This window comes from Streptomyces olivoverticillatus (assembly GCF_014203555.1).
GTDB classification, from domain to species: Bacteria; Actinomycetota; Actinomycetes; order Streptomycetales; family Streptomycetaceae; genus Streptomyces; species Streptomyces olivoverticillatus.
Genome location: NZ_JACHJH010000008.1, coordinates 96422 through 107959 on the forward strand (window position 1 = coordinate 96422; position 11538 = coordinate 107959).

Annotated in this window: 7 protein-coding genes; 3 read left to right on the plus strand and 4 right to left on the minus strand. The window is 70.3% G+C overall.

Annotation, left to right across the window (positions count from 1 at the left end):
• Positions 1 to 105: 105 nt before the first annotated feature.
• Positions 106 to 1635, minus strand: a complete 1530-nt coding sequence (locus FHS39_RS23170; protein ID WP_045932382.1) for a helix-turn-helix domain-containing protein — start codon at positions 1633 to 1635, stop codon at positions 106 to 108.
• A gap of 91 nt (positions 1636 to 1726) precedes the next feature.
• Here FHS39_RS23170 and FHS39_RS23175 point away from each other — a divergent pair, with 91 nt between their 5' ends.
• Together FHS39_RS23175 and FHS39_RS23180 are read left to right on the plus strand one after the other, a co-directional pair.
• Positions 1727 to 2713: a hypothetical protein gene (locus FHS39_RS23175; protein WP_184351374.1), complete on the plus strand. Its 987-nt coding sequence runs from the start codon at positions 1727 to 1729 to the stop codon at positions 2711 to 2713.
• Position 2714: 1 nt separating this feature from the next.
• Complete coding sequence (locus FHS39_RS23180) at positions 2715 to 3077, plus strand: GntR family transcriptional regulator (RefSeq protein WP_184351375.1); 363 nt, start codon at positions 2715 to 2717, stop codon at positions 3075 to 3077.
• 7 nt (positions 3078 to 3084) lie between these two features.
• Here the strand turns inward: FHS39_RS23180 and FHS39_RS23185 are convergent, their stop codons facing one another.
• Positions 3085 to 3654: a Uma2 family endonuclease gene (locus FHS39_RS23185; RefSeq protein ID WP_184351376.1), complete on the minus strand. Its 570-nt coding sequence runs from the start codon at positions 3652 to 3654 to the stop codon at positions 3085 to 3087.
• A 159-nt stretch (positions 3655 to 3813) separates the two neighbouring features.
• A complete protein-coding gene (locus FHS39_RS23190; RefSeq protein ID WP_184351377.1) occupies positions 3814 to 4416 on the minus strand; it encodes a hypothetical protein in 603 nt (200 codons plus the stop codon).
• A gap of 364 nt (positions 4417 to 4780) precedes the next feature.
• Here FHS39_RS23190 and acnA point away from each other — a divergent pair, with 364 nt between their 5' ends.
• The gene (acnA, locus tag FHS39_RS23195; protein ID WP_184351378.1) at positions 4781 to 7495 is read left to right on the plus strand and encodes an aconitate hydratase AcnA; all 2715 of its coding nucleotides are present in this window, start codon (positions 4781 to 4783) and stop codon (positions 7493 to 7495) included.
• Positions 7496 to 7586: 91 nt separating this feature from the next.
• On the opposite strand, the gene FHS39_RS23200 is transcribed toward acnA, so the two are convergent.
• Positions 7587 to 11477, minus strand: coding sequence for a GH92 family glycosyl hydrolase (locus FHS39_RS23200; protein WP_184351379.1), 3891 nt, complete (start codon positions 11475 to 11477; stop codon positions 7587 to 7589).
• Positions 11478 to 11538: the final 61 nt, after the last annotated feature.

An 11538-nucleotide genomic window follows, 5' to 3' on the forward strand; every position in this document is an offset into this window, starting at 1 on the left:
AGCGTCCTGACCCCGGACATGTTTCCTCTATATTGCGGCGGAGGATGCGACCTGTGGCGGCCCGATGTCGTCCGAACTGCCGCCGGGTTGAGGCGCGGTGTGTCGTCAGATGTCGCGGAACGTCTCGATCTGCGCGCCGATCGAGTTGAGCCGCTCGGCCAGGTCCTCGTAACCCCGGTTGATGACGTACACGTTGCGCAGCACCGACGTGCCCTCCGCCGCCATCATCGCCAGCAGCACGACGACCGCGGGCCGCAGCGCGGGCGGGCACATCATCTCCGCCGACCGCCAGCGCGTCGGCCCCTCGACCAGCACCCGGTGCGGGTCGAGCAGCTTGACGTCCGCACCGAGCCGGTTGAGGTCGGTGAGGTAGATGGCGCGGTTGTCGTAGACCCAGTCGTGGATGAGGGTCTGGCCCTGGGCGGCGGCGGCGATGGCCGCGAAGAAGGGCACGTTGTCGATGTTGAGGCCGGGGAACGGCATCGGGTGGATCTTGTCGATGGGCGCCCGCAGTTTGGAGGGGCGCACGGTCAGGTCCACCAGCCGCGTCCGGCCGTTGTCCGCCCGGTACTCCGCGCTGCGCTCGTGGTCGAGGCCCATCTCCTCCAGGACGGCCAGCTCGATCTCCATGAACTCGACCGGCACCCGGCGGATCGTCAGCTCCGACTCCGTCACCACGGCGGCGGCCAGCAGGCTCATCGCCTCGACCGGGTCCTCGGAGGGCGCGTAGTCCACGTCGCGGTCGATGGTGGCCACGCCGTGCACGGTGAGCGTGGTGGTGCCGACGCCCTCGACCCGTACGCCCAGCTCCTCCAGGAAGAAGCACAGGTCCTGGACCATGTAGTTGGAGCTGGCGTTGCGGATGACGGTCACGCCGTCGTGCCGGGCGGCGGCCAGCAGGGCGTTCTCGGTCACGGTGTCGCCGCGCTCTGTCAGCACGATCGCCCGGGTGGGTGCGACCGAACGGTCGACCTGGGCGTGGTAGGTGCCGTCGGTGGCGGTGATCTCCAGGCCGAAGTGGCGCAGCGCCGTCATGTGCGGCTGGACGGTGCGGGTGCCGAGGTCGCAGCCGCCCGCGTACGGGATCTTGAAGTGGTCCATCCGGTGCAGCAGCGGGCCGAGGAACATGATGACGCTGCGGGTGCGGCGGGCCGCCTCGGTGTCCATGGCGGCCAGGTCGAGCTCGGCGGGCGGCACGATCTCCAGGTCGTTGCCGTCGTTGATCCAGCGGTGCCGGACGCCGATGCTGGCGAGCACCTCCAGGATCCGGTAGACCTCCTCGATCCGTGCCACGCGCCGCAAGGTGGTGCGGCCGGCGTTGAGCAGCGTGGCGCACAGCAGGGCCACGCAGGCGTTCTTGCTGGTCTTGACGTCGATGGAGCCGGAGAGACGGCGCCCGCCGACGACCCGCAGATGCATGGGGCCGGCGTATCCCAGGGAGACGATTTCGCTGTCGAGCGCCTCGCCGATACGGGCGATCATATCAAGGCTGATGTTCTGATTTCCGCGCTCGATGCGGTTGACGGCGCTCTGGCTGGTTCCGAGTGCGTCCGCGAGCTGACTCTGGGTCCAGCCGCGGTGCTGGCGCGCGTCACGGATGAGCTTGCCGATACGGCCGAGGTAGGCGTCTGTCATGAGGCAGACGGTATCTCAGATATGAGATTTCTTCTCTTCGTGCATAGCCTCTCCACTTGTTCTACTACTATGCGAATAACTTGGAGGTGTGATGACTCGAACCGGAGCTCGCGCGCACGCCGTGCGCCGTCTGCTCATCGCCTTGGCGCCCCACGCGCTGGCCTGCGCCGTCTTCCTGGCGGTCTTCATGGCCCGCCGTGATCAGCTGCCCGACCCCTTGGCCACGCACTTCGCCGGTGCCGGACACGCCGACGGCTTCACCACTGCGGGCGCCTTCCTGTATCAGGGGCTCGCCCTGATGGCCGTACCCGGAGTGCTGCTCGCGGCGCTCGCCTACGCGCTCGACGCCAGACCCGGCAGGGCGGCCACGGCCGTGGGGTACGGGGTCGCCGGGTTCCTCGGCTCCATGCTGACCTCGGTCGTCCTGGGCAACGCGCATGCGGGCTCCGCCGAACGGGCCCACCTCGCACTCTGGGAACCGGCCGCGGCCCTCGCGGTGGGGGCTGCGGCGGGCGCGGTGGGATGGCTCCTCGCGGGCCGGGGCCTGCCGCCGCGGGACGAGGCTCCCGTGCCGCCCGGCCCGGCGGCGCCGAGCCTGACGCTCGGCAAGGGGGAGAGCGCCGCATGGACCCGCTCCGTCGCCTCGCGCCCGCTGCGCATCGCCGGTCTGGCGCTCCTGGCCGCCGGAGGGGCGCTTGTTCCGCTCGTGGGCTGGGGTGCGGGTGTCTCCCTGTTCGCCGGGGGGCCGCTGGTGCTCCTGCTGTCCGGCGCGCGCGTCACCGTCGACCGGCACGGCCTGACCGCGAACGTACCGGGCCTGCCCCGCCCCCGGCTGCGCATCCCCCTCGCCCGGATCGAGACGGCGACGAGCCGTCATGTCGACCCGCTGCGCGACCTCGGCGGCTGGGGCTACCGCGCGGTGCCCGGCCGCAGCGGTCTCGCCTTCCGCTCCGGCGAGGCGCTGGTGGCCCGCCTGACCACCGGCAGCGAGTTCGTCATCACCGTCGACGACGCCGCCACGGCCGCCGCCCTCCTGAACGCCCTCGCGGACCGCGACCACGCCGAAACCGGGGCCTGACGTGCTGATCCGCCTCGACCCCGCCTCCCCGCTCCCTCTGGGCGACCAGATCGCCGCGGCCGTCCGCGGCGCCATCGCCGACCACTCCGTCCAGCCCGGCGAACGCCTCCCCGCGGCCCGCACGCTGGCGAACTCGCTGGGCGTCAACGTCCACACCGTGCTGCGGGGGTACCAACGCCTGCGCGAGGAAGGCCTGATCGAACTGCGCCGCGGCCGCGGAGCGGTAGTGAGCACCGACGGCGCACCACCGGGCCGCGCCCGGCTGATGGAGGGCATCCGCGGCCTGGTGACGGAGGCGCGGGGCCTGGGGCTCTCGGACGAAGAGGTCCTGGACCTCGTACGAACGGGGCTGTCGGGGGTGTGAGGACGGGTCAGAACTCCGAGGTGTCGAGATCGAGGTCGAAGGGGGCGGGGAGGTGGATGGGGGTGCCGAAGGGGCGGGGGCCGTCCGACCGCGCGTACCCGAGTTCTCCCGGCTCGCTGAACAGGGTGCATGAACGCTCCTGCCGGTCCACGAGCAGGTAGAGCGGGGCACCGAACTCTGCGTAGCGGCGGCGCTTCACGATCCGGTCGGTGTCGCCGTTGGAGTCCGAGGTGACTTCGACGATCAGCAGGGTCTGATCAGGGGTCAACGCTCCTGCGTCTTCGGCCAAGTCCTCGGGCACGACAGCAATGTCTGGGATATACCAGTTGGGGGAGCCGGGGAGGTCCAAGTCGCCGGAGCCCGACATGCAGCCCAACTTCTCCACCGTGGAATCGATCTGCCGACGGATCGAGTGTGCCGCGGATTCAGGGCCCCAGCTCGGCGACTTCAAGGTAATGACCCCCTCTACGATCTCCGCCCGGTCTCCCCGGACGCGCTGGATCGCATACTTGAGTGCGGTTTCGGGGTCGTCGGCCGAGTACGTGTGCGGTCGTGAGCCAATCGGTTGTGAGCTCATTCGGTCCTCCCGCGGACATCGTGACTGCAGCATGACGACTGTCCTAGGTCTACGGCCATCAGCTCCACTGCCCCGCCCATTCGGCCCAACAGTCACTCGCACTGATGAACCAATGCCCGCCTGCTCAACCCTCCCGCGCCCGCGAAGAGTCGGGCCCAGTTACTTCAGCGGTCCCCTGTCCGTAAGGCTGTAGCCGCCCGCCACGACCGTTGCGCCGGGCGCCGGGGCCATGCACTTCTTCAGTGGGAGTTCGCCCTTCTCCGCGCCCCCGGACAGCCCGATCCGGCTCGGCCCGGCGTTCTTGCCGGCGACGTAGACGCTCACGCCCATGCGGATGTGCCGCTTCAGATAGCCCGCCTTCTCCCACGGGCCGCCGGGGGTGGTGCGGACGAGTGTGCCGGTCACGGTCGCGACCGGGCCGCCGGTGGTCAGGCAGTCGACGGTGAACTCGCCCCAGTTCTCGGACGCCGGCTGCCCGTTCATGGCGTCCGTGCGGTGCGAGATGCGGAAGGTGCCCTCGGACCGGACGGGGAGGTGGCCCGCGCCGTAGAAGGAACGGGCGTCGACGGTGATGCGGATGTCGTTGCCCGGCATGGGGTAATCCATGCGGCCCCATCCCGTGAGGCTCGACGTGCTCGTGATCGGCGGCTCGCCTCCGGCGGGGCTCGCCGCCGTTGCCGGGACGGCGGTCACGGCGGCCGTGGCGGTCAGGGCGGCGGCTAGCGCCAGGAAGGTGAGCGTGCGCGGGACCCGTATGGACACGTGATGCTCCGGTTCTGGAGGCGGATCGGGGACGTTCTCGATCTTGGCTGACAGGGGTGTTCCCTGCCGTCGCTCCCCGGGGCGAGATCGTGGGGGCGCCGCCTCCGCCGCGCGGGGGAACCGTGGGTATACGTGGGTCGGACGGTGCGCGGGCGACAAGGGGACAGGCCCGCTCGGCCTATCCGGGCATGACCGATCGGCAGTGATGTATTAGAGTTATCTCGACATCGAGATATCTGCCGAGAGGCGTACCGCCATCGCATCGCTAAGGTGAACCTAACTTAGGCGTACCTTAGCGGATGGGCGTGGCGTTGGGGCGGCAGGATGGCCGCAGTACGCGAATTCATGCATGAAGGAGACTGTCGTGTCGGCGAACAGCTTCGACGCCCGCAGCACGCTGCAGGTGGGCGACGAGTCGTACGAGATCTTCCGGCTGGACAAGGTCGAGGGCTCCGCACGCCTTCCCTACAGCCTGAAGGTGCTGCTGGAGAACCTGCTCCGCACGGAGGACGGCGCGAACATCACCGCCGACCACATCCGCGCGCTGGGCAGCTGGGACTCCCAGGCCCAGCCCAGCCAGGAGATCCAGTTCACGCCGGCCCGCGTGATCATGCAGGACTTCACCGGTGTGCCCTGCGTCGTCGACCTCGCCACCATGCGCGAGGCCGTCAAGGAGCTCGGCGGCGACCCGGCGAAGATCAACCCGCTGGCCCCGGCCGAGCTGGTCATCGACCACTCCGTCATCGCCGACAAGTTCGGCACCAAGGAAGCCTTCGGCCAGAACGTCGAGCTGGAGTACGGCCGCAACAAGGAGCGCTACCAGTTCCTGCGCTGGGGCCAGACCGCCTTCGACGAGTTCAAGGTCGTCCCCCCGGGCACCGGCATCGTCCACCAGGTGAACATCGAGCACCTGGCCCGCACCGTCATGGTCCGGGGCGGCCAGGCCTACCCCGACACCCTCGTCGGCACCGACTCGCACACCACCATGGTCAACGGCCTCGGCGTGCTCGGCTGGGGCGTCGGCGGCATCGAGGCCGAGGCCGCGATGCTCGGCCAGCCGGTCTCCATGCTCATCCCGCGCGTCGTCGGCTTCAAGCTGACCGGCGAGCTGCCGGCCGGCACCACCGCCACCGACCTCGTCCTCACGATCACCGAGATGCTGCGCAAGCACGGCGTCGTCGGCAAGTTCGTCGAGTTCTACGGCGAGGGCGTGGCCGCGACGAGCCTCGCCAACCGCGCCACCATCGGCAACATGTCGCCGGAGTTCGGCTCCACCGCCGCGATCTTCCCGATCGACGGCGAGACCCTGAAGTACCTCAAGCTCACCGGCCGCTCCGAGCAGCAGGTCGCGCTGGTCGAGGCGTACGCCAAGGAGCAGGGCCTCTGGCTCGACCCGGCCGCCGAGCCCGACTTCTCCGAGAAGCTCGAGCTCGACCTCTCCACGGTCGTCCCCTCCATCGCCGGCCCGAAGCGTCCGCAGGACCGCATCGTCCTCGCCGAGGCCGCCGCGCAGTTCGAGCGGGACGTCCTCAACTACGTCTCCACCGCCGACGAGGCGGGCGAGGAGTCCTTCCCGGCCTCCGACTCCCCGGCTGCCGCCGACGGTGTGCCGACCAACCCGGTCACCGTCACCGCCCCCGACGGCACGACGTACGAGATCGACCACGGCGCCGTCACCGTCGCCGCGATCACCTCCTGCACCAACACCTCGAACCCCTACGTCATGGTCGCCGCCGCGCTCGTGGCCAAGAAGGCGGTCGAGAAGGGCCTGACCCGCAAGCCGTGGGTCAAGACCACCCTCGCCCCGGGCTCCAAGGTCGTCACCGACTACTTCGACAAGGCGGGCCTGACCCCCTACCTCGACAAGGTCGGCTTCAACCTCGTCGGCTACGGCTGCACCACCTGCATCGGCAACTCCGGCCCGCTGCCGGAGGAGGTCTCCAAGGCTGTCAACGACCACGACCTGGCCGTCACCTCGGTGCTCTCCGGCAACCGCAACTTCGAGGGCCGGATCAACCCCGACGTCAAGATGAACTACCTGGCGTCCCCGCCGCTGGTCGTCGCGTACGCCCTCGCGGGTTCCATGAAGGTGGACATCACCAAGGACGCCCTCGGCATCGACACCGACGGCAACCCGGTCTACCTCAAGGACATCTGGCCGTCCGAGGCCGAGGTCAACGACGTCGTGGCCAACGCCATCGGCGAGGACATGTTCAACAAGTCCTACAGCGACGTCTTCGCGGGCGACGCCCAGTGGCAGGCCCTGCCGATCCCGACCGGCAACACCTTCGAGTGGGACGCCGAGTCCACCTACGTCCGTAAGCCCCCGTACTTCGAGGGCATGACGATGGAGACCACCCCGGTCACGGACATCGAGGGCGCCCGCGTCCTGGCCAAGCTGGGCGACTCGGTCACCACCGACCACATCTCCCCGGCCGGTGCCATCAAGGCCGACACCCCGGCCGGCAAGTACCTCACGGAGCACGGCGTCGAGCGCCGCGACTTCAACAGCTACGGCTCCCGCCGCGGCAACCACGAGGTCATGATCCGCGGTACGTTCGCCAACATCCGCCTGCGCAACCAGATCGCGCCGGGCACGGAGGGCGGCTTCACCCGCGACTTCACCCAGGCCGACGCGCCGGTGTCGTTCATCTACGACGCCTCGCGCAACTACATCGAGCAGGGCATCCCGCTGGTCGTCCTGGCCGGCAAGGAGTACGGCTCCGGCTCGTCCCGCGACTGGGCCGCCAAGGGCACCGCGCTGCTCGGCGTCAAGGCCGTCATCGCCGAGTCCTACGAGCGCATCCACCGCTCCAACCTCATCGGCATGGGCGTCCTCCCGCTGCAGTTCCCCGAGGGCGCCTCGGCCGAGGCACTCGGCCTGACCGGCGAGGAGACCTTCACCTTCACCGGTGTGACCGAGCTCAACGAGGGCCGCACGCCCCGCACGGTCAAGGTCACCACCGACACCGGTGTCGAGTTCGACGCGGTCGTCCGCATCGACACCCCCGGTGAGGCGGACTACTACCGCAACGGCGGCATCATGCAGTACGTGCTGCGCAGCCTGATCCGCAAGTAAGCGGCAGACAGGCAAAAGGGCCGCACCCCGCGCGGGGTGCGGCCCTTCCTGCTGTCCGGAGGCGGACCCGGGCGGCCGGGATTCGGCTCGGTCAGGCCGAACGCCCGCCGTGGCCCAGCAGCTCCACCTCCGCCAGGGACGCCTCACCGCCCAGGGGACGCAGCCGGTAGCGCTCGTATGCCGTGGGGTCGTGGAGAGTGAAGACACGGGTCTGACGGTCCCAGGCGAACTTCTCGCCGGTGCGGCGGTCGACCTCGTGCCAGCCGTCGCCGTCCGCCGAGCCCTCCAGGACCCAGCCGGCCGGGGCCCGGGCGCGGTCCGCGGAGGTGAGGGTGTAGGAGGTGATCCTCGAACCGGGTGCCACCTCCAGCTCCGCGGAGGTGAAGACCTCGTCCGTACGGGAGGTGTTGTCGGTGAGGGCCGAGCCGTCGGGCACGGTCATGTCGCTCTCGGGCGAGGGCACCTCGTCGTCCTTGCTGATGGAGGTGGGCCCGGCGTCCTCGCCCGAGCCCCAGGCGGACGGCCGCGGGCCCATGGTGAACTCCAGCGTCCCGCCCTTGGCCAGCAGCGCGTGCGGGAGCGCGGTGGAGTTCCAGGGGCGGCCGTTGAACCGCACCGACTGCACGTAGACGTTGCGGGCGCTGTTGCGCGGCGCCCTGATCTCCAGGGTGTGGCCGTTGTCCATGCGGACCGTCGCCCTGGTGAACAGCGGCGAGCCCACGGCGTACTCGCCCTGGCCCATCACCAGCGGGTAGAAGCCCAGCGCGCCGAAGACGTACCAGGCGGACATCTCGCCGTTGTCCTCGTCGCCCGGATAGCCCTGGCCGAGCTCGCTGCCCAGGTAGAGCCGCGACATGACCTCGCGGACCTTCTCCTGCGTCTTCCAGGGCTGCCCGGCCGCGTCGTACACGTAGGCGATGTGGTGCGAGGGCTGGTTGCTGTGGCCGTACATGCCCATGCGCACGTCCCGGGCCTCGGTCATCTCGTGGATGATGCCGCCGTACGAACCGGAGAACTCGGCCGTGCCCGTCTCGGGGGTGGCGAAGAACCGGTCCAGCTTCTTGGCCAGGCCCTCGCGGCCGCCGTACAGGGCGGCCAGGCCGCGGGTGTCCTGCGGGGCGGTGAAGGCGAAGTTCCAGCCGTTGGTCTCGGTGTAGTCGTAGCCCCACACCCGCGGGTCGTAGTCGTCTGGCGTCAGGCGCCAGCGGCCGCGCTCGTCGCGGCCCTGGAAGAAGCCGGTCCGGTCGTCGAAGAGCCGGACGTAGTTCTGCGCCCGGCCCAGGAAGTAGCGGGCCTCGTCGCGGTAGCGCGCCTTGTGCGTCCTGGCGTAGAGGGCCTGGCCCATCTTCGCGAGGCCGAAGTCGTTGAGGCAGCCCTCCAGCGCCCAGGAGACGCCTTCGCGGGTCTTGGTGCTCGTGTAGCCGAGGAAGACCGAGGTGTCCATGCCCTTGCGGCCGGTGCCCGGCTCGACCGGGGCGACGGTCGCGTTCTTCAGCGCGGCCTCGTAGGCCGCCTCGGCATCGAAGGGGACGCCCTTGACGTAGGCGTCGGCGAAGGCGACGTCCGAGCTGGTGCCGGTCATCAGGTCGGCGTAGCCGGGCGAGGACCAGCGGGAGATCCAGCCGCCGTCCTTGTACTGCTGGACGAAACCGTCGGCGAGCCGGCCCGCCTGCCGGGGGGTCAGCAGGGAGTAGGCGGGCCAGGCGGTGCGGTAGGTGTCCCAGAAGCCGTTGTTGACGTACACCTCGCCGTCGGCGATCTTCGCGCCGGTGCGGCTCGGGGTGTTCTCCCCGGCGGGCGGCGAGAAGGGGCTGGCGTAGCGGGGGCGCGGGCGGGCCGTGGTGCCGGTGTTCTCGAAGCCGGAGTTCGGATACAGGTACAGGCGGTAGAGGCTGGAGTAGAGGGTGGTGATCTGGTCCCGGCTCGCGCCCTCGACCGAGATCCGGCCGAGGACGGCGTCCCATGCGGACCGGGCCCGGTCCCGCACCTGCTCGAAGGAGGTGCCCGCCGGGATCTCCTGGCCGAGGCTGGCCTTGGCCTGGTCCGTGCCGATCAGGGAGGTCGCGATGCGCAGGGTCACGGCGTGGCCCGCGCCCGGCCGGAAGCGCAGATAGCCGGTGGGGCTGTCGTCCCCGCCGTCGCCCTTGAGCCTGCCGCTCGAAGTGACGGGGGAGTCGAAGACGCCGTAGACGAACAGCCGGCCGGCGCCGGTGGACAGCCCGCTCCTCACGTCCGAGTAGCCGGTGAAGGCCGAGTGCTCGGGGTCGAGGGTGAGCCCGCCCTGGTTGCGGACGTTGTCGAGGACGACGCTGGCGTTCTCGCCGGGGAAGGTGAAGCGCATCATCGCGGCGTGGTCGCTCGGCGCGATCTCCGCCTTGAGGCCGTTGTCGAAGGTGACGCCGTAGTAGTGCGGCTTCGCGCTCTCGCGCGCGTGGTGGAAGGGCAGGGCGCGGGCCCCGCGCGAGGCGTCGGGGGTGCCCGCGGCCACCGAGGGCATCACCTGGAACGTCTGCCGGTCGCCCATCCAGGGGCTGGGCTCGTGGCTGGCGGAGAAGGCCTGGACGGTGGGGAGGTTGTCGGCGTTGTTCGCGGCGGCGTACTGGTAGAGCCAGTCGGTGGAGCCCGCGTTGGTGACCGGGGTCCAGAAGTTGAAGCCGTGCGGCACGGCGGTGGCGGGGAAGGTGTTGCCGCGGGAGAAGTTGGAGCTGGAGTTGGTGCCGCGGGTGGTCACGGCCCGGTCCGCGGGGTGCGCGGGCACCTGCTCGGGCTCGGCGGGCGCGATGGAGACGTCGTCCACCCAGCCGCGGAACTTCGCCGGGCCCAGGGGCGAGTCGTAGGCGATCAGCACCCGCTCGACGGTCTTGCCCGCGGCGAGCGTGCCGATGTCCGACTCCTTGTTGTTCCACTGGTTGACATAGAGCGTCTTGGAGGCCGCCTGCCCCTGCGGGGTCAGCCGGGCGCCGTGCTGGTCGACCGCGCCGAGCTCGCTGAGGTAGGTGCCGTCGGTGAAGGCGAGGTCGAGGGCGACGTGCGTGGCGGGGTAGCGGTCGTCCTGCTCCGGCATGGAGGGGAAGACCTTGTACGCGAGCCGGGTCCGGGGCGTGACCCTGGTGTGCACGGCGAAGACCTTGTTGTACGAGTAGCCGTGACCGGTGGCCAGGTGGGTGCCGCCGTAGCGCAGCGCGTGCGTGCCGGTGAAGCCGGCGCGGGCCTTGGCGGTGGGGGAGCCGGTGGGGCCGCGGTCGACTCGGCTGCGCATGTCGGCCGGGGGCGGGGCACCGGTGTCCGCGGTCGCGAGCTGCACCTCGGCGAGCTGGGTGATGGGCTCGCCGCCGTTGCGGGTTATCTCCAGGCGGTACTGCCGGTAGGGGGTCGTGCCGTCGAAGGAGAACTCGCGGGTCTGCAGGCGCCTTTCGAAGGACTCGCCGCGGCGGGTGTCGAGGACGGTCCAGGCGTGGCCGTCGTCGGAGCCCTTGAGGGTCCAGTCCCTGGGGTCCCGGCCGGGGGCGTCATTGGCCGAGGTCAGCGCGTAGCGGACGATCGTGACCGATTGGGAGAGCCCGAACTCCAGCCATGCGGTCGGCTCGAAGTCGAGCCATTTGGTCGCACTCTCGCCGTCGACCAGGTTCTCCTTGACCTCGCCGGCCTCGGTGTTCTCACCGCTGGCGCGGACGGCCGTGACCTTGTCGGTGACATTGCCGGGGATGCCGCTGGTGTCCGCGCCGTTCACCCCAAAGGCCCGCCGCCGTCCGTCGGGCCCGGTCTCGACCTCGTTGCTCCAATCGGGCTGCGGCTCGCCCGGCTCGAAGGAGGAGGCGAAGCGGTCCCCGGCCGCCTCCGGCCGGGCGGCAGGGGCCGCCTGCGCACCGCCCGAGGAGAGCTGAGTGGTCGTCACCAGGACGGCGGACAGGAGGAGGGCGGCGGGGCGGGCGCACCGCCGTCGGGGTCTGCGCGAGCGGCGGTCTCCGAGTCTTGGTCGCATCCCTTGCCTCTCCTCAAACGGACAACGTTGTCACTCGGGGTTGCGCAGTGACAAGTAGGGC